The sequence below is a fragment of the Pseudomonas sp. 14A genome, assembly GCF_018132745.1.
Taxonomy (GTDB): Bacteria; Pseudomonadota; Gammaproteobacteria; order Pseudomonadales; family Pseudomonadaceae; genus Aquipseudomonas; species Aquipseudomonas mercuritolerans.
The window spans coordinates 304,484-321,720 of the sequence record NZ_JAGRQJ010000017.1 but is presented as its reverse complement, the minus strand read 5'-3'; the positions used below and the strand labels follow the sequence as shown (position 1 = coordinate 321,720).

The 17,237-nt window shown below is 55.6% G+C and carries 14 protein-coding genes and 4 tRNA genes; all 18 read left to right on the top strand.

Annotated features, from left to right (window positions below):
• Positions 1-181: 181 nt before the first annotated feature.
• The 18 genes from birA to rpsG all read left to right on the top strand — a co-directional run bounded on the left by birA (position 182) and on the right by rpsG (position 17,220).
• Entirely contained in the window at positions 182-1,135 is a 954-nt protein-coding gene (gene birA / locus PS14A_RS22590) for a bifunctional biotin--[acetyl-CoA-carboxylase] ligase/biotin operon repressor BirA (RefSeq protein ID WP_130912291.1), read from the top strand.
• Entirely contained in the window at positions 1,125-1,877 is a 753-nt protein-coding gene (locus PS14A_RS22585) for a pantothenate kinase (RefSeq protein WP_212617257.1), read from the top strand. The genes birA and PS14A_RS22585 overlap by 11 nt, the downstream gene beginning before the upstream one ends.
• A gap of 7 nt (positions 1,878-1,884) precedes the next feature.
• Complete coding sequence (locus tag PS14A_RS22580) at positions 1,885-2,316, top strand: hypothetical protein (RefSeq protein ID WP_137215711.1); 432 nt, start codon at positions 1,885-1,887, stop codon at positions 2,314-2,316.
• A 142-nt stretch (positions 2,317-2,458) separates the two neighbouring features.
• Positions 2,459-2,543, top strand: a tRNA-Tyr gene (locus PS14A_RS22575).
• A gap of 25 nt (positions 2,544-2,568) precedes the next feature.
• Positions 2,569-2,642 (top strand) — tRNA-Gly (locus PS14A_RS22570).
• Between the two features lie 26 nt (positions 2,643-2,668).
• A tRNA-Thr gene (locus tag PS14A_RS22565) sits at positions 2,669-2,744 on the top strand.
• 85 nt (positions 2,745-2,829) lie between these two features.
• Positions 2,830-4,023: an elongation factor Tu gene (gene tuf / locus PS14A_RS22560; RefSeq protein WP_024014521.1), complete on the top strand. Its 1,194-nt coding sequence runs from the start codon at positions 2,830-2,832 to the stop codon at positions 4,021-4,023.
• Positions 4,024-4,076: 53 nt separating this feature from the next.
• Positions 4,077-4,152: transfer RNA gene (locus tag PS14A_RS22555), tRNA-Trp, on the top strand.
• A 45-nt stretch (positions 4,153-4,197) separates the two neighbouring features.
• Positions 4,198-4,566: a preprotein translocase subunit SecE gene (gene secE, locus PS14A_RS22550; RefSeq protein WP_016772937.1), complete on the top strand. Its 369-nt coding sequence runs from the start codon at positions 4,198-4,200 to the stop codon at positions 4,564-4,566.
• A gap of 9 nt (positions 4,567-4,575) precedes the next feature.
• Complete coding sequence (nusG, locus tag PS14A_RS22545; protein ID WP_007957598.1) at positions 4,576-5,109, top strand: transcription termination/antitermination protein NusG; 534 nt, start codon at positions 4,576-4,578, stop codon at positions 5,107-5,109.
• 118 nt (positions 5,110-5,227) lie between these two features.
• Positions 5,228-5,659: a 50S ribosomal protein L11 gene (rplK, locus tag PS14A_RS22540; RefSeq protein WP_003176435.1), complete on the top strand. Its 432-nt coding sequence runs from the start codon at positions 5,228-5,230 to the stop codon at positions 5,657-5,659.
• Positions 5,659-6,354 (top strand): 50S ribosomal protein L1, encoded by a 696-nt coding sequence (gene rplA / locus PS14A_RS22535; protein WP_016772938.1) that lies wholly within the window; start codon positions 5,659-5,661, stop codon positions 6,352-6,354. Before rplK ends, rplA begins: the two co-directional genes overlap by 1 nt.
• A 198-nt stretch (positions 6,355-6,552) precedes the next feature.
• Positions 6,553-7,053 carry a 50S ribosomal protein L10 gene (rplJ, locus tag PS14A_RS22530; protein ID WP_008081912.1) on the top strand — a complete coding sequence of 167 codons (501 nt, stop codon included), beginning with the start codon at positions 6,553-6,555 and terminating at the stop codon, positions 7,051-7,053.
• A gap of 73 nt (positions 7,054-7,126) precedes the next feature.
• A complete protein-coding gene (gene rplL, locus PS14A_RS22525) occupies positions 7,127-7,492 on the top strand; it encodes a 50S ribosomal protein L7/L12 (RefSeq protein WP_003228750.1) in 366 nt (121 codons plus the stop codon).
• Between the two features lie 221 nt (positions 7,493-7,713).
• The gene (gene rpoB / locus PS14A_RS22520; RefSeq protein ID WP_016772939.1) at positions 7,714-11,787 is read left to right on the top strand and encodes a DNA-directed RNA polymerase subunit beta; all 4,074 of its coding nucleotides are present in this window, start codon (positions 7,714-7,716) and stop codon (positions 11,785-11,787) included.
• Between the two features lie 64 nt (positions 11,788-11,851).
• The gene (gene rpoC / locus PS14A_RS22515) at positions 11,852-16,051 is read left to right on the top strand and encodes a DNA-directed RNA polymerase subunit beta' (RefSeq protein WP_130912288.1); all 4,200 of its coding nucleotides are present in this window, start codon (positions 11,852-11,854) and stop codon (positions 16,049-16,051) included.
• Positions 16,052-16,267: 216 nt separating this feature from the next.
• On the top strand, positions 16,268-16,639 hold the full coding sequence (gene rpsL / locus PS14A_RS22510; protein WP_003186084.1) for a 30S ribosomal protein S12: 372 nt from the start codon (positions 16,268-16,270) through the stop codon (positions 16,637-16,639).
• 107 nt (positions 16,640-16,746) lie between these two features.
• Positions 16,747-17,220 (top strand): 30S ribosomal protein S7, encoded by a 474-nt coding sequence (rpsG, locus tag PS14A_RS22505; RefSeq protein ID WP_016772941.1) that lies wholly within the window; start codon positions 16,747-16,749, stop codon positions 17,218-17,220.
• Positions 17,221-17,237: the final 17 nt, after the last annotated feature.

Here is a 17,237-nt window from a genome sequence, read left to right as displayed (position 1 = left end):
CCGATGGTAGTGTGGGGTTTCCCCATGTGAGAGTAGGTCATCGTCAAGATTAAATTCCGAAACCCCAATTGCGAAAGCAGTTGGGGTTTTGTTTTGCCTGCGAGAAATGTGTCTGCTTGATTTCTATGCAACAGTCCGGGGCATGGCTATTATGCGGGCCTCATTGTGAGGCGAAACCTGCATGTTGACGTTGTTGAATCTTCTGAAGGATGGACGATTCCATTCTGGACAGGATCTGGGCGTGGCCCTGGGAGTTAGCCGAAGCGCTGTATGGAAGCAGCTGCAGCAGCTTGAAGCTGAACTTGGCCTGTCGATCCATAAAGTTCGCGGTCGCGGCTATCAACTGTCCGCGCCTCTGACTCTGCTTGAGCCCTTGGAAATAACCAGAAGAGCACCTCAATGGCCGGTAACTGTGTTCGATTCTGTCGATTCAACAAATGCCGAGGCTTTGCGCTCTATTAATGAAGGGGCTCTCGCGCCGTTTTTGGTGCTGTCCGAGCGACAGGTGGCTGGGCGTGGTCGCCGTGGTCGAAAGTGGGTGAGCCCATTTGCCGAAAACCTTTATTACAGCCTCGTACTCCGTATCGAAGGCGGCATGCGTCAGCTTGAAGGGTTGAGCCTTGTTGTTGGTCTGGCGGTACTGCAGACCTTGCGAAGCAGTGGTGTGCCGACAGCCGGTTTGAAGTGGCCCAACGATGTTTTGGTGGGCTACAAGAAAATAGCAGGCATCCTGCTTGAGCTCGTCGGAGATCCGGCGGATGTATGTCATGTTGTGGTGGGCATAGGAATCAACGTGAATATGCAAGTTGCTGACGAGGTAGACCAGCAATGGACCTCTATAAAGCTTGAGTCCGGCAAGTCCTGCGATCGCAATGCTTTAGTGGCGGAGTTGAGTAATCAACTCGAGGCTTATATCCATAAACATCAGCTTGAAGGGTTCGCGAGTCTGCAGGAAGAATGGGCGGAAAACCATCTGTGGCAGGATCGGACCGTTTCGTTGATCGCGGGTAACAGCCATATTGATGGGGTCGTGCTCGGCATTGATAGCCAAGGCGGGTTGCGTTTGCTTGTAGATGGTATTGAAAAAGTCTTTAGTGGCGGAGAGCTCAGCCTGAGGTTGCGTGATGATTCTTGAGCTTGACTGCGGCAACAGCTTTATAAAATGGCGCGTGTTGGACGCCTTGGCGAGCGCGGTGGTCTCGGAAGGAGTTGTAGACTCCAATCAGGCTTTGATCGAAAGCCTGCGGCACATAAGGTCTCTCTCGCTGCGCCACTGTCGTTTGGTGAGCGTCAGGACCAACGAGGAAACCGGCGCGTTAATCGAGCTTATTGAGCGCGAGTTCGGTATTCCTATTGTGTGCGCAAAACCTGCTCGCGAGATGTCCGGTGTTCGAAACGGCTACGAGGATTATGAGCGTCTAGGCCTTGATCGCTGGCTGGCGATGCTTGGCGGCTTTCACTTGGCTGCTCGGAATGCTTGCCTGGTTCTCGACTTCGGTACGGCGGTCACTGCCGATTTTGTTGCGGCTGACGGTGAGCATCTTGGTGGTTTTATTTGTCCTGGTATGCCTTTGATGCGAAACCAGCTGCGCACCCATACGCGTAAAATTCGTTATGGTGATGAGGCGGCGGAGCGGGCCCTTTCCAGTCACGTACCGGGGCGGACCACCGTTGAGGCGGTGGAGCGCGGTTGTTCTCTGATGTTAAGGGGCTTCGTACTCACTCAATTAGAGCTGGCTCGAGCATATTGGGGCGAAAGCTTCATGGTCTTCATCACTGGAGGGGATGCCGAGTTGGTGGATGGCGTCGTGCCTGAGGCCAAGGTTGTGCCCGACCTGGTTTTTGTCGGCCTGGCCATGGCGTGTCCCTTGTCCTGAGGTTTATATGCGTTGGTTGTTCCTGCTCCTTGTGGTTCTCAATGTTTTTTACTATGTCTGGCATCAGCAGGAAGCGCCCTTGCGAGCCAAAGACGTGACGCCTCTGAATTTATATCGTGGTTCGCAGCAGGATATTCGTTTGCTGAGCGAAACAGCCAGTGATGGGCGCAGAGTGGAGGCTGCTCCGCGTCAGCAGTGTCTGTTCCTTGGTGGGTTTTCTGATGAGGATTCGGTTGCCAGGTTGCAGCAGCGTCTGTCGGCAATGAAGGTCAATGTGCAATCCGTGCCGAAAGACGCTGCTGGAAGCGGTTACTGGCTAACAGTCACACCGGATGGCCAGCGTTTGTTGGGCGATCAACAGTTGCTAAACCTTTCCAAGGAATTCAATGAGTTAAAACATAAAATAATGCTGTGCGAAGGGGTTGCACCTGCCGAATAGTTTGCATAGAATGGCGCCCGCTCCACAGCGAAGACCTTAACCGGATTTCAAAGTGAGGCGTGTCAACGCAGCTAACCTCAGGTTTTTAAATGAGAAAATGCTTGACAGAGGTTTGGCATGATATAGAATGCCGGCCTGATTAGGAGGGGTTCCCGAGCGGCCAAAGGGATCAGACTGTAAATCTGACGTCTACGACTTCGAAGGTTCGAATCCTTCTCCCTCCACCAGATTTAAGCGTGAGCTGCAGGCTCCGCGGGTATAGTTTAGTGGTAGAACCTCAGCCTTCCAAGCTGATGATGCGGGTTCGATTCCCGCTACCCGCTCCAAGTTTGCAGGTTGTGCAAAGGGTTTTGCTCTTGTAGCTCAGTTGGTAGAGCACACCCTTGGTAAGGGTGAGGTCAGCGGTTCAAATCCGCTCAAGAGCTCCATATAACAAGGCAGATATGAAAATATCTGCCTTTGTTTTAATGGTTGATATTGTTTGTCTAATTTCTTCTGTAGAGGGTGATATCGATGGCTAAGGAAAAATTTGATCGTTCCCTGCCCCACGTCAACGTTGGGACCATTGGTCACGTTGACCACGGTAAAACCACTCTGACTGCTGCTCTGACTCGCGTCTGCTCCGAAGTTTTCGGTTCGGCCGTCGTTGAATTCGACAAGATCGACAGCGCACCAGAAGAAAAAGCTCGCGGTATCACCATCAACACCGCTCACGTTGAGTACAACTCGACTATTCGTCACTACGCTCACGTTGACTGCCCAGGTCACGCTGACTACGTGAAGAACATGATCACCGGTGCTGCCCAGATGGACGGCGCGATCCTGGTTTGCTCGGCCGCTGATGGTCCGATGCCACAAACCCGTGAGCACATCCTGCTGTCCCGTCAGGTAGGCGTTCCGTACATCGTGGTTTTCCTGAACAAGGCTGACCTGGTAGACGACGCTGAGCTGCTGGAACTGGTTGAGATGGAAGTTCGTGACCTGCTGTCGACCTACGACTTCCCGGGCGACGACACTCCGATCATCATCGGTTCGGCTCGTATGGCGCTGGAAGGCAAAGACGACAACGAAATGGGCACCACTGCCGTTCGTAAACTGGTTGAAACTCTGGATACCTACATCCCAGAACCAGTTCGTATGATCGACAAGCCATTCCTGATGCCAATCGAAGACGTGTTCTCGATCTCGGGTCGCGGTACTGTTGTGACTGGTCGTATCGAGCGCGGTATCGTTCGCGTTCAGGACGCTCTGGAAATCGTTGGTCTGCGTGACACCACCACCACCACCTGCACCGGTGTTGAAATGTTCCGCAAGCTGCTCGACGAAGGTCGTGCTGGCGAGAACTGCGGCGTTCTGCTGCGTGGTACCAAGCGTGATGACGTTGAGCGTGGCCAGGTTCTGGTCAAGCCAGGTTCGGTCAAGCCGCACACCAAGTTCACCGCAGAAGTTTATGTTCTGAGCAAGGAAGAAGGCGGTCGTCACACTCCGTTCTTCAAAGGCTACCGTCCACAGTTCTACTTCCGTACTACTGACGTGACTGGTAACTGCGAGCTGCCAGAAGGCGTTGAAATGGTAATGCCAGGTGACAACATTCAGATGACTGTTACCCTGATCAAAACCATCGCGATGGAAGACGGTCTGCGTTTCGCTATCCGTGAAGGCGGTCGTACCGTCGGCGCTGGCGTCGTAGCCAAAATCATCGAATAAGCGGTTGTAATGTATTTTTCGGGCCGGCATAATGGTCGGCCTGATTTTGTTTTAGGTCAGTAGCTCAATTGGCAGAGCGACGGTCTCCAAAACCGTAGGTTGGGGGTTCGATTCCCTCCTGACCTGCCAGATTCACTCGGTGTGTCTGGCTTTCTTTTCACAGGATCTTCATAGATGACTCCTAAAGCTGAAGCTCAAGGCTCTCGCTTCGATCTGCTCAAGTGGCTTGTAGTAGTCGCTTTGGTGGTTGTTGGCGTTGTTGGCAATCAGTATTACGCTGCTTCGCCGATCCTGTACCGTGTACTCGCTTTGCTTGCCATTGCTGCTGTAGCTGCCTTTGTAGGCCTGCAGACCGCGAAGGGCAAGTCTTTCTTTGTACTGGTTAAGGAAGCTCGCACCGAGATTCGTAAAGTCGTGTGGCCAACTCGCCAAGAAACCACGCAGACCACGCTGATTGTCGTGGCTGTTGTTCTGGTTATGGCGTTGCTGTTGTGGGGTCTTGATTCCCTGCTCGGCTGGCTTGTTTCCTTGATTGTCGGCTAAGGGTGTCCCGTGGCTAAGCGTTGGTATGTTGTGCATGCTTACTCGGGTTACGAGAAGCATGTGATGCGCTCGCTGATCGAGCGCGTAAAGCTGGCTGGCATGGAAGATGGCTTCGGCGAGATTCTGGTTCCCACTGAAGAAGTGGTTGAGATGCGTAACGGCCAGAAGCGCAAAAGCGAGCGGAAGTTCTTCCCAGGCTATGTGCTGGTCCAGATGGATATGAACGAGGGTACTTGGCACTTGGTCAAGGATACTCCTCGGGTGATGGGTTTCATCGGCGGTACCGCTGACAAGCCTGCGCCAATTACCGATAAAGAGGCAGAAGCGATTCTGCGTCGCGTTGCTGATGGTAGCGATAAGCCGAAGCCGAAGACTTTGTTCGAGCCAGGCGAGACGGTACGTGTCAACGACGGTCCATTCGCTGATTTCAACGGCGTCGTGGAAGAAGTTAACTACGAAAAGAGCCGGATCCAGGTGGCAGTGCTCATTTTCGGTCGCTCTACTCCGGTGGAGCTCGAGTTCAGTCAGGTCGAGAAGGTCTAACTGGACAAGCAATCCCAACCCCGCAGCCTTAGGCTGTGGGGTTTTGTCGTCACTGGGATAAACGCGCAAGTAACCGGGGAGCCTTTCGAGGCGTTCGAACCCGTAATTGGAGTGCCTCATGGCCAAGAAGATTACCGCTTACATCAAGCTGCAAGTGAAGGCCGCTCAGGCTAACCCAAGTCCACCGGTTGGTCCTGCTCTGGGTCAGCACGGCGTGAACATCATGGAATTCTGCAAGGCTTTCAACGCCCGTACTCAGGGTCTTGAGCCAGGTCTGCCGACTCCAGTGATCATCACTGTCTACAGCGACCGTAGCTTCACTTTCGAAACCAAATCCACCCCTGCTTCGGTTCTGCTGAAGAAGGCGGCCGGTCTGACCAGCGGTTCCGCTCGTCCGAACACCGTTAAGGTTGGCACTGTTACCCGTGCTCAGCTGGAAGAAATCGCGAAGACCAAAAACGCGGATCTGACTGCAGCTGATATGGATGCAGCCGTGCGTACTATCGCCGGTTCTGCTCGTAGCATGGGCCTTAACGTGGAGGGTGTGTAATGGCTAAGCTGACCAAGCGTCAAAAGGCTATCGCCGGCAAAATCGAAGCAGGCAAGGCCTACAACATTGTAGACGCCGCTGCTCTGCTGGCCGAGCTGTCGACTGTCAAGTTCAGCGAGTCGTTCGACGTTGCTGTAAACCTGGGTGTAGACCCGCGTAAATCCGACCAGGTTGTTCGTAGCGCTACTGTGCTGCCACACGGCACTGGCAAGACCGTTCGCGTTGCTGTGTTCACCCAGGGTCCAGCTGCTGAAGCCGCTCTGGCTGCCGGCGCTGACCGTGTAGGTATGGACGACCTGGCTGCCGAAATGAAAGGCGGCGACCTGAACTATGACGTAGTGATCGCATCCCCGGATGCCATGCGCGTTGTAGGTCAGTTGGGTCAGATCCTCGGTCCACGTGGCCTGATGCCTAACCCGAAAGTCGGCACCGTAACTCCAGACGTAGCCAACGCGGTTAAAAACGCCAAGGCTGGTCAGGTTCGTTATCGCACCGACAAAAACGGCATCATCCACACTTCCGTTGGCAAGATGGGCTTCGACGCCGTCAAGCTGAAGGAAAACGTTGAAGCCCTGATCGCTGATCTGAAGCGTATCAAGCCAGCTTCCTCGAAAGGCATTTACGTCAAGCGCGTCACCCTGAGCACCACCATGGGCCCAGGTCTGGTTATCGACCAGAGCTCGCTCGACGCATAAGACAAAGGTTGGCGCGGTTTGCCGCGCCAATTGAAAGATTGGGGTCCCTGCCTGGCGGGGGCTATCCAAGACCGTAGGCGGCGCAAGCCTTAAACCTCAAGCCTACGCAGATGGTGCTCCCGGTTCCTTACCGAATCAGACACCAAAACGACATTCGGTTCCGATCGAATGAAACGGTAACAAGCAGGAGTTAAACCCGTGGCAATTAATCTCGAAGACAAGAAGGCCATCGTCGCTGAAGTCAACGAGGCTGCCAAAGTCGCTCTGTCCGCTGTCGTGGTTGATGCACGTGGCGTAACAGTAGGCGCAATGACCGGACTCCGTAAAGAGGCTCGTGAAGCTGGCGTTTACGTACGTGTTGTACGTAACACCCTGCTCAAGCGCGCTGTTGCTGACACTCAATACAGTGTTCTCAACGACGTGTTCACCGGCCCGACCCTGATTGCATTCTCGAACGAACATCCGGGCGCTGCTGCCCGTATCTTCAAAGAGTTTGCCAAGGGTCAGGACAAGTTCGAGATCAAGGCAGCTGCGTTCGAGGGCAAGTTCCTCGCAGCTAATCAGATCGACGTACTGGCAACTCTGCCGACCCGTGACGAAGCAATTTCTCAGCTGATGAGCGTGATTCAAGGCGCAACCAGCAAATTGGCTCGTACTCTGGCGGCAATTCGCGACCAGAAAGAAGCTGCTGCAGCCTAAGGCTCGTCACTTCTCGCGTTTTTTGTTTATTTCGATGGTCGCGTAGGCCGTCCCCCAATTCAGGAATTGAGTCATGTCTCTGACTAACGAACAAATCATCGAAGCAATCGGCCAGAAATCCGTAGTGGAAATCGTTGAGCTGATCAAAGCGATGGAAGAAACCTTCGGTGTTACTGCTGCTGCCGCTTCGGCTGGTCCAGCTGCTGCTGCCGCTGTTGTTGAAGAGCAAACCGAGTTCAACGTTGTTCTGCTGGAAGCTGGCGAGAAGAAGGTTAACGTGATCAAGGCAGTTCGCGAACTGACCGGTCTGGGCCTGAAAGAAGCCAAAGAGAAAGTAGACGGCGCTCCTCAGGTTGTAGCTGAAGGCGTTTCGAAAGAAGCTGCTGAAGACGCCAAGAAGAAGCTGGAAGAAGCAGGCGCTAAAGTCGAGCTGAAGTAAGCATCGACTTTGCTCCTCCAGCCCGAGCGTCAAGCGACAGGCTGATGGCTGGTGGCTCTTGCCACCGGCCTTTTTCCGTTATTGGCAGCCGACTGGGTCGGTGCCGATAAAGGCGCTGTAACCACCCGATGCGGTGGCGCAAACCATGGGGTTTGCACGATTTTCTGGCTGCTCCCGTCGGGAGGGGCCAAACAAGCAGGTGACCAAGCTGGGGAACGCTGATGGCTTACTCATATACTGAGAAAAAACGTATCCGCAAGGACTTTAGCAAGTTGCCGGACGTCATGGATGTGCCTTACCTCCTGGCCATCCAGCTGGATTCGTATCGTGAATTCTTGCAAGCGGGAGCGACTAAAGATCAGTTCCGCGACGTGGGCCTGCATGCGGCCTTCAAATCCGTTTTCCCGATCATCAGCTACTCCGGCAATGCTGCGCTGGAGTACGTCGGTTATCGCCTGGGCGAACCGGCATTTGATGTCAAAGAATGCGTATTGCGCGGTGTAACTTTCGCCGTACCTTTGCGGGTAAAAGTGCGCCTGATCATTTTCGACAAAGAATCGTCGAACAAAGCGATCAAGGACATCAAAGAGCAAGAAGTCTACATGGGTGAAATCCCCCTGATGACTGAGAACGGTACCTTTGTAATCAACGGTACCGAGCGTGTTATCGTTTCCCAGCTGCACCGTTCCCCGGGCGTGTTCTTCGACCACGACCGCGGCAAGACGCACAGCTCCGGCAAACTGCTGTACTCGGCTCGCATCATTCCTTACCGCGGTTCGTGGCTGGACTTCGAATTCGACCCGAAAGACTGCGTCTTCGTGCGTATCGACCGTCGTCGCAAACTGCCGGCTTCGGTACTGCTGCGCGCACTCGGTTACACCACCGAAGAAGTGCTGGACGCGTTCTACACCACCAACGTATTCCACCTGAGCGGCGAAACCCTCAGCCTGGAACTGGTGCCATCGCGCCTGCGTGGTGAAGTTGCGGTTCTGGACATCCAGGACGAGAAGGGCAAGGTCATCGTTGAGCAAGGCCGCCGTATTACCGCGCGCCACATCAACCAGATCGAGAAAGCCGGTATCAAGACGCTGGACGTGCCACTGGACTACGTCCTTGGCCGCACCACCGCCAAGGCTATCGTGCACCCGGCTACCGGCGAAATCCTGGCCGAATGCAACACCGAGCTGAACACTGAAGTCCTGGCAAAAATCGCCAAGGCTCAGGTCGTTCGCATCGAGACCCTGTATACCAACGACATCGACTGCGGTCCGTTCGTCTCCGACACGCTGAAGATCGACTCCACCAGCAACCAATTGGAAGCGCTGGTCGAGATCTATCGCATGATGCGTCCAGGCGAGCCGCCAACCAAAGACGCTGCCGAAACCCTGTTCAACAACCTGTTCTTCAGCCCCGAGCGCTATGACCTGTCTGCGGTCGGCCGGATGAAGTTCAACCGTCGTATCGGTCGTACCGAAATCGAAGGTTCGGGCGTGCTGTGCAAGGAAGACATCGTCGCGGTCCTGAAGACTCTGGTCGACATCCGTAACGGTAAAGGCATCGTCGATGACATCGACCACCTGGGTAACCGTCGTGTTCGCTGCGTAGGCGAAATGGCCGAGAACCAGTTCCGCGTTGGCCTGGTACGTGTTGAGCGTGCGGTCAAAGAGCGTCTGTCGATGGCTGAAAGCGAAGGCCTGATGCCGCAAGACCTGATCAACGCCAAGCCAGTGGCTGCGGCGGTGAAAGAGTTCTTCGGTTCCAGCCAGCTGTCGCAGTTCATGGACCAGAACAACCCGCTGTCCGAGATCACCCACAAGCGTCGTGTCTCTGCACTCGGCCCTGGCGGTCTGACTCGTGAGCGCGCAGGCTTTGAAGTCCGTGACGTACACCCGACTCACTACGGTCGTGTCTGCCCGATTGAAACGCCGGAAGGTCCGAACATCGGTCTGATCAACTCCCTGGCTGCGTACGCTCGCACCAACCAGTACGGCTTCCTGGAAAGCCCGTACCGCGTGGTGAAAGAGGGTGTGGTCACCGACGAGATCGTGTTCCTGTCCGCTATTGAAGAAGCCGATCACGTGATCGCGCAGGCTTCGGCGACCATGAACGAGCAGAAAGTCCTGATCGACGAACTGGTTGCCGTACGTCACCTGAACGAATTCACCGTCAAGGCGCCGGAAGACGTCACCCTGATGGACGTTTCGCCGAAGCAGGTTGTCTCGGTTGCAGCGTCGCTGATTCCGTTCCTCGAGCACGACGACGCCAACCGTGCGTTGATGGGTTCGAACATGCAGCGTCAGGCTGTACCGACTCTGCGCGCTGACAAGCCGCTGGTAGGTACCGGCATGGAGCGTAACGTAGCCCGTGACTCCGGCGTTTGCGTCGTGGCTCGTCGTGGTGGCGTGATCGATTCCGTCGATGCCAGCCGTATCGTGGTTCGTGTTGCCGATGACGAAGTTGAAACCGGTGAAGCCGGTGTCGACATCTACAACCTGACCAAATACACCCGCTCGAACCAGAACACCTGCATCAACCAGCGTCCGCTGGTGCGTAAAGGTGATCGTGTTCAGCGTAGCGACATCATGGCCGACGGCCCGTCCACCGATATGGGTGAACTGGCACTGGGTCAGAACATGCGCATCGCGTTCATGGCATGGAACGGCTTCAACTTCGAAGACTCCATCTGCCTGTCCGAGCGTGTGGTTCAGGAAGACCGTTTCACCACGATCCACATTCAGGAACTGACCTGTGTGGCCCGTGACACCAAGCTTGGCCCAGAGGAAATCACTGCGGACATCCCGAACGTGGGTGAAGCTGCACTGAACAAGCTGGACGAAGCCGGTATCGTTTACGTAGGTGCTGAAGTAGGCGCAGGCGACATCCTGGTTGGCAAGGTCACTCCGAAAGGCGAGACCCAACTGACTCCGGAAGAAAAACTGCTGCGTGCAATCTTCGGTGAAAAAGCCAGCGACGTTAAAGACACATCCCTGCGCGTGCCAACCGGCACCAAAGGTACTGTCATCGACGTACAGGTCTTCACCCGTGACGGTGTTGAGCGTGATGCTCGTGCACTGTCGATCGAGAAGTCCCAACTGGACGAGATCCGCAAGGATCTGAACGAAGAGTTCCGCATCGTTGAAGGCGCGACTTTCGAGCGTCTGCGTTCCGCACTGGTAGGCCACAAGGCCGAAGGCGGCGCCGGCCTGAAGAAAGGTCAGGACATCACCGACGAAGTACTCGACGGTCTTGAGCACGGCCAGTGGTTCAAACTGCGCATGGCTGAAGATGCTCTGAACGAGCAGCTCGAGAAGGCTCAGGCCTACATCGTTGATCGTCGCCGTCTGCTGGACGACAAGTTCGAAGACAAGAAGCGCAAACTGCAGCAGGGCGATGACCTGGCTCCAGGCGTGCTGAAAATCGTCAAGGTTTACCTGGCAATCCGTCGCCGCATCCAGCCGGGCGACAAGATGGCCGGTCGTCACGGTAACAAGGGTGTGGTCTCCGTGATCATGCCGGTTGAAGACATGCCGCACGATGCCAATGGCACCCCGGTCGACGTGGTCCTCAACCCGCTGGGCGTACCTTCGCGTATGAACGTTGGTCAGATCCTCGAAACCCACCTGGGCCTCGCGGCCAAAGGTCTGGGCGAGAAGATCAACCGGATGGTCGAAGAGCAGCGTAAAGTCGCTGAACTGCGCACCTTCCTGGACGAGATCTACAACCAGATCGGCGGTCGTAACGAAGATCTGGACAGCTTCTCCGATCAGGAAATCCTCGATCTGGCGAACAACCTGCGTGGCGGCGTTCCAATGGCCACTCCAGTGTTCGACGGCGCCAAGGAAAGCGAAATCAAGGCCATGCTGAAACTGGCAGACCTGCCGGAAAGCGGCCAGATGCAGCTGACCGACGGCCGTACCGGCAACAAGTTCGAGCGTCCAGTTACCGTTGGCTACATGTACATGCTGAAGCTGAACCACTTGGTAGACGACAAGATGCACGCGCGTTCTACCGGTTCTTACAGCCTGGTTACCCAGCAGCCGCTGGGTGGTAAGGCGCAGTTCGGTGGTCAGCGTTTCGGGGAGATGGAGGTCTGGGCACTGGAAGCATACGGTGCTGCTTACACTCTGCAAGAAATGCTCACAGTGAAGTCGGACGATGTGAACGGCCGTACCAAGATGTACAAGAACATCGTGGATGGCGATCACCGTATGGAGCCGGGCATGCCCGAGTCCTTCAACGTGTTGATCAAGGAAATTCGTTCCCTCGGCATCGATATCGATCTGGAAACCGAATAACACGTGACGCGAATCGAGAGCGGGGCAGGATTGCCCGCTCTCTGCTCCGCCAGGAGGAAAGGCCTTGAAAGACCTACTGAATTTGCTGAAAAACCAGGGTCAAGTCGAAGAGTTCGACGCCATCCGTATCGGATTGGCCTCGCCGGAGATGATCCGTTCGTGGTCGTTCGGTGAAGTTAAAAAGCCGGAAACCATCAACTACCGTACGTTCAAACCTGAGCGTGACGGCCTGTTCTGCGCCAAGATCTTTGGCCCGGTAAAGGATTACGAGTGCCTGTGCGGTAAGTACAAGCGCTTGAAGCACCGTGGTGTGATCTGCGAGAAGTGCGGCGTTGAAGTTGCACTGGCCAAGGTTCGTCGTGAGCGCATGGCGCACATCGAACTGGCTTCGCCGGTTGCCCACATCTGGTTCCTGAAATCGCTGCCGTCGCGTATCGGCCTGCTGATGGACATGACCCTGCGTGATATCGAACGCGTTCTCTACTTCGAGAGCTATGTCGTTATCGATCCAGGCATGACCACCCTTGAAAAAGGTCAGCTGCTGAACGACGAGCAGTACTTCGAAGCGCTGGAAGAATTCGGTGACGATTTCGACGCCCGCATGGGTGCCGAAGCTGTCCGTGAACTGCTGCACGCTATCGACCTGGAGCACGAGATTGGCCGTCTGCGCGAAGAGATTCCGCAAACCAACTCGGAAACCAAGATCAAGAAGCTGTCCAAGCGTCTGAAGTTGATGGAAGCCTTCCAGGGTTCCGGCAACCTGCCAGAGTGGATGGTGCTGACCGTTCTGCCGGTTCTGCCGCCAGATCTGCGTCCACTGGTCCCGCTGGATGGCGGTCGTTTCGCGACCTCCGACCTCAACGATCTGTATCGTCGAGTGATCAACCGTAACAACCGTTTGAAGCGCCTGCTGGATCTGTCCGCGCCGGACATCATCGTGCGCAACGAAAAGCGTATGTTGCAGGAAGCGGTCGATGCACTGCTCGACAACGGTCGTCGTGGCCGCGCTATCACTGGTTCCAACAAGCGTCCTCTGAAATCCCTGGCTGACATGATCAAGGGTAAGCAGGGTCGTTTCCGTCAGAACTTGCTCGGTAAGCGTGTTGACTACTCCGGTCGTTCGGTAATTACCGTAGGTCCGACCCTGCGTCTGCACCAGTGCGGTCTGCCGAAGAAGATGGCTCTCGAGCTGTTCAAGCCGTTCATTTTCGGCAAGCTCGAAATGCGTGGTCTGGCGACCACCATCAAAGCGGCCAAGAAAATGGTCGAGCGCGAGTTGCCAGAGGTTTGGGACGTTCTCGCTGAAGTGATTCGCGAACACCCGGTCCTGCTCAACCGTGCACCGACCCTTCACCGTCTGGGTATCCAGGCGTTTGAACCGGTACTGATCGAAGGTAAGGCTATCCAGCTGCACCCGCTGGTCTGCGCCGCGTACAACGCCGACTTCGACGGCGACCAAATGGCCGTGCACGTACCGCTGACGCTGGAAGCCCAGCTCGAAGCGCGTGCGTTGATGATGTCGACCAACAACATTCTGTCGCCAGCCAACGGTGAGCCAATCATCGTTCCTTCGCAGGACGTTGTATTGGGTCTGTACTACATGACCCGTGAAGCGATCAACGCCAAAGGCGAAGGTCGTGTATTCGCGGATCTGCAGGAAGTCGACCGTGTGTTCCGTGCCGGCGAAGCCGCACTGCATGCCAAGGTCAAGGTTCGTATCAACGAAACCGTCAACGACCGTGACGGCAACAGCGTGAGCGGTACCCGTATCGTCGACACCACTGTCGGCCGTGCGCTGCTGTTCCAGGTTGTGCCAAAAGGTCTGTCGTACGACGTCGTCAACCTGCCGATGAAGAAAAAGGCGATCTCCAAGCTGATCAACCAGTGCTACCGCGTGGTTGGTCTGAAAGAGACCGTGATCTTCGCTGACCAGTTGATGTACACCGGTTTCGCTTACTCGACCATCTCCGGCGTTTCCATCGGTGTTAACGACTTCGTTATCCCTGATGAAAAAGCCCGCATCATCGGTGCAGCCACCGACGAAGTGAAAGAGATCGAGAGCCAGTACGCCTCCGGCCTGGTAACCCAGGGCGAGAAGTACAACAAAGTGATCGACCTCTGGTCGAAAGCGAACGACGAAGTTTCCAAGGCGATGATGGCCAACCTCTCGAAAGAGAAAGTCATCGACCGTCACGGCGACGAAGTTGATCAAGAGTCTTTCAACTCGATGTACATGATGGCCGACTCGGGTGCACGGGGTTCCGCAGCACAGATTCGTCAGCTGGCCGGTATGCGTGGTCTGATGGCCAAGCCGGACGGTTCCATCATTGAAACGCCGATTACTGCGAACTTCCGTGAAGGTCTGAGCGTACTTCAGTACTTCATCTCGACTCACGGTGCTCGTAAAGGTCTGGCGGATACCGCGTTGAAAACCGCTAACTCCGGTTACCTGACTCGTCGTCTGGTAGACGTGGCGCAGGATCTGGTAGTAACCGAGATCGATTGCGGCACCGAACACGGTCTGCTGATGACTCCGCACATTGAAGGCGGTGACGTTGTAGAACCGTTGGGTGAGCGCGTATTGGGTCGTGTCATTGCCCGTGACGTATTCAAGCCGGGTACCGAGGACGTTATCGTTCCTGCCGGCACTCTGGTTGACGAGAAGTGGGTCGAGTTCATCGAGCTGAACAGCATCGACGAAGTGATCGTGCGTTCGCCGATCAGCTGCGAAACCCGCTACGGCATCTGCGCCAAGTGCTACGGCCGTGATCTGGCTCGTGGTCATCAGGTGAACATCGGTGAAGCGGTCGGCGTTATCGCTGCCCAGTCCATCGGTGAGCCGGGTACCCAGCTGACCATGCGTACGTTCCACATCGGTGGTGCGGCAAGCCGTACTTCCGCAGCCGACAGCGTTCAGGTGAAAAATGGCGGTACCGTCCGTCTGCACAACCTGAAGCACGTTGAGCGAGTGGATGGCCACCTGGTTGCCGTGTCCCGTTCCGGTGAGCTGGCAATCGCGGACGACTTCGGTCGTGAACGCGAGCGTTACAAGCTGCCGTACGGTGCTGTGATTTCGGTTAAGGAAGGTGACAAGGTCGACGCTGGCGCAATCGTGGCCAAGTGGGATCCGCACACTCACCCGATCGTTACTGAAATGAAAGGTACCGTGACCTACGTGGGCATGGAAGAAGGCATCACGATCAAGCGTCAGACTGACGAATTGACCGGTATGACCAACATTGAAGTACTTGACGCGAAAGATCGTCCAGCTGCCGGTAAGGAAATCCGTCCAGCAGTGAAGATGGTCGACGACAACGGCAAGGATCTGCTGCTGCCAGGCACTGACGTTATCGCTCAGTACTTCCTGCCAGCCAACGCCCTGGTCGGTGTGGCTGACGGTGCGAAGATTGCGATCGGTGATGTTATCGCTCGTATCCCGCAGGAAACTTCGAAGACCCGTGACATCACCGGTGGTCTGCCGCGTGTTGCCGACCTGTTCGAAGCCCGTCGTCCGAAAGAAGCGTCGATTCTGGCTGAAGTCAGTGGCACCATCGCGTTCGGTAAAGAGACCAAAGGCAAGCGCCGTCTGGTCATTACCCCGAACGACGGTAGCGATCCGTATGAAGAGCTGATTCCGAAGTGGCGTCACCTGAACGTCTTCGAAGGCGAACAGGTAAACCGCGGCGAAGTTATCTCCGACGGTCCAAGCGATCCGCACGACATCCTGCGTCTGCTGGGTGTAAGCGCGCTGGCCAAGTACATCGTCAACGAGATCCAGGACGTTTATCGTCTGCAAGGCGTGAAGATCAACGACAAGCACATCGAGACCATCCTGCGTCAGATGCTGCGTAAAGTTGAAATCTCCGAGTCCGGCGATTCCAGCTTCATCAAGGGTGACCAGATGGAACTGACTCACGTTCTGGTAGAGAACGAGCGTCTGAGCGCGGAAGACAAGTTTGTCTCCAAGTTCACTCGCGTTCTGCTGGGTATCACCAAGGCGTCGTTGTCCACCGAATCGTTCATCTCGGCGGCTTCCTTCCAGGAAACCACTCGCGTACTGACCGAAGCGGCAGTCACCGGCAAGCGCGATTACCTGCGCGGCCTGAAAGAAAACGTAGTCGTGGGTCGTCTGATCCCGGCTGGTACCGGTCTTGCCTATCACAGCGAGCGCAAGCGTCGCCGTGATGCCGACAAGCCGTTGCGCGTAAGCGCCAGTGAAGTGGAAGCTGCACTGACCGAAGCGCTGAACTCGAGCGGTAACTGAGTTCTGCGATAAACGAGCGTGAGGCCCTGGTCGCTCCGTTCGTCGAATCGAGACATCAAGTCAAGGTTCGATGGGCGGGGAGGTCGGGGCCTTGCCTTGACTGGAATCAAGATCCTCTTTAGACTCTTGATCCCCTAAATTTGGCGGGAATTCGTTCCTGCCATTTTGCTTTTCTTGCAAGACAATAGCGTCGCAAGACAACAGTGGAGCTAGTAGATGGCAACTATCAACCAGCTGGTACGTCAGCCGCGTAAGCGTATCGTCGAGAAATCCGACGTACCTGCGCTGCAGAACTGCCCGCAACGTCGTGGCGTGTGCACACGTGTGTACACCACCACGCCGAAAAAACCTAACTCGGCACTGCGTAAAGTATGCCGTGTGCGTCTGACCAACGGTTTCGAGGTTTCCTCGTACATCGGCGGTGAAGGCCACAACCTGCAAGAGCACAGCGTGGTACTGATCCGCGGCGGTCGTGTAAAAGACTTGCCAGGTGTTCGTTACCACACCGTTCGCGGCTCCTTGGATACTTCCGGCGTTAAAGGCCGTAACCAGGGTCGTTCGAAGTACGGTACCAAGCGTCCGAAGTAATCGGCCGTTTTGCAGATTTTTATTTTATTGAGTCGATAAGAGTAAGGTCGGGCACGCATCCTCTGGATCTGTCCCGAGCTAACCTGAAGACCGCTTGAGGGCTTATCATGCCAAGACGTCGCGTAGCAGCAAAGCGTGAGATTCTGGACGATCCGAAATACGGAAGCCAGATCCTCGCCAAATTCATGAACCACGTTATGGAAAGCGGCAAGAAAGCCGTTGCCGAGCGTATCGTTTATGGTGCCCTGGAAACCGTTGCGGCCCGTAAGGCTGGCACCGATCCCCTGGAACTCTTCGAAAAAGCACTCGACGCCATCGCTCCGCTGGTCGAAGTGAAGTCGCGCCGCGTTGGTGGTGCTACTTACCAGGTTCCGGTCGAGGTTCGTCCTTCCCGTCGTAACGCTCTGGCAATGCGCTGGTTGGTAGACTTCGCCCGTAAGCGCGGCGAGAAGTCTATGGCTCTGCGTTTGGCTGGCGAACTGCTGGATGCTGCTGAAGGTAAAGGTGCTGCTGTTAAGAAGCGTGAAGACGTGCACCGTATGGCCGAAGCTAACAAAGCTTTCTCGCACTACCGCTTCTAATTTTAGCTTCACTAATT